General features: G+C 72.0%; 2 protein-coding genes. Both read right to left on the minus strand.

The window, feature by feature from the left end; genetic code table 11:
- Positions 1-131: 131 nt before the first annotated feature.
- Complete coding sequence (locus ACZ7H1_RS37325; protein ID WP_470792942.1) at positions 132-656, minus strand: GNAT family N-acetyltransferase; 525 nt, start codon at positions 654-656, stop codon at positions 132-134.
- Positions 657-680: 24 nt separating this feature from the next.
- Positions 681-1,415, minus strand: coding sequence for a TetR/AcrR family transcriptional regulator (locus ACZ7H1_RS37330; protein ID WP_470792943.1), 735 nt, complete (start codon positions 1,413-1,415; stop codon positions 681-683).
- Between the last annotated feature and the right edge of the window lie 162 nt (positions 1,416-1,577).

The raw sequence follows: 1,577 nt of genomic DNA on the forward strand, positions 1-1,577 counted from the left end.
CTTGCGATTGGCCAGGGGGGATGTTGTGTGCTTTAAGATGTCCCTATCCTCGTCCCGTTTTCTCTCCCCCCCCCCCCCCCTTTGCCCCCTCCCCCCCCCCCCCCCCCCCCCGGGCACCTGCGTGTCACGGCTCAGCCGTCGAGCCGCTTCTCCAGCAGGATCACCCCGTACACCCGGCCGTCCCGGCCCTCCTTGTTCGGGAACTCGCCCACCACGCGGTAGCCCGCGCCCTGGTAGTACGCCAACAGCCGCGGGTTGGTCGACACGCAGTCCAGCCGGGCCCGTTCCCGCCCGGTGCGGCCGATCCGCCGCTCGGCGTGCTCCAGCAGCCGCCGTCCCGTCCCCGCGGGCGCGTTCCCCAGGTCCACCATCAGCCGGTGCACGTACCCCGCGACGGGCGGCTGGACGCCCCAGGCCTCCTCGTCCGACCACCACAGCTCGTACGCACCGCACACCAGGCCGTCCTCACCCCGCGCGAGCCACACCTCGCCGTCCCGCATCCGCGCCCGGAAGTGCGCCGTGTCCTTCTCGCCCGGCTTCCACTGCGCGATGCCGTTCGCCCGCATCCACCGCGCGGCCCCGTCGTACAGGGCCACGAGGGAGGCGGCGTCCTTCTCCTCGGCCTGCCGGAACACAATCCCGTCGTCAATGATCACGCGGGAATTATCGCCGCCGGATGATCACCGGGGCTGCGGCACCTGCGCCGGAACGGGCTCCGGGACCTCGGCGGTCACGAGCGCCGCGAGCCGCCCCAGCAGCTCCCCGAAGGGCCCGTCGCCCGGCTCGCCGGCCAGCACCCGCCCCACGATCCCGGCCATCTCCGCGTCGTACGCCGCGCTCACGGCCATCAGCGCCGCGAAGTCGTGCACGAGCTGCAGCTCCAGCTCGCGCCGCGGGATCTCCCTGCCGTCCAGCCAGATCAGCGCGGTGGACTCGGCGAGCGACACCCAGGACCGCACCACCAGCTCCAGCCGCGCAGGCGGCTCCTCGACCCCCAGGTGCGCGAGGATCTGCTCGTACGCGGCCTGCCGCACCTCGTCGATCATCGCGTTCGCCCGGCTGGACCCCGCCGCCGGACCGCCCCGCATCAGCGCCGAGAACCCGGGCCCGTGCTCCTCCACGAAGGCGAAGTACCGCCCCATGACCCGCAACAGCCGCGCCCCGAGCGGCCCTTCGTGCGGCTCCGCGAACCGCCCGGCCAGATCGTCGGCGGCCCGCCGCAGCGCGGCCTCGTACAGGCTGAGCTTGCCGGGGAAGTAGTGGTACACGAGCGGCCGCGAGATCCCCGCGGCTGCCGCGATCTCGTCGATGGACACCTCGTCGGGCGACCGGTGACTGAACAACTCCAGCGCGACACCGATCAGCTGCTGCCGCCGCTCCTCGACACCCATCCTGCGCCGCACTTTGGTTGTCATGTGAACCACCCTACCCACCGGCCCATTCGCAGTGGAGGGGTGTGCTCCACGGGCCGCCCGGCCGCGGGGCTACCGGAACTAATCGCAGTGCATCGGGCTTTAGCCCGGTGGTGAAGCGATTCTGAGAAGTGCTCTGACCCGCAGGTCAGAGCGGGCGGTTCT

The sequence above is a fragment of the Streptomyces sp. NPDC037401 genome (genome assembly GCF_055602345.1).

What these genes read in the sequence shown, in the direction of transcription:
- ACZ7H1_RS37330 (WP_470792943.1), bottom strand. Translation starts at nt 1,415, where the DNA reads ATGACAACCAAAGTGCGGCGCAGGATGGGTGTCGAGGAGCGGCGGCAG.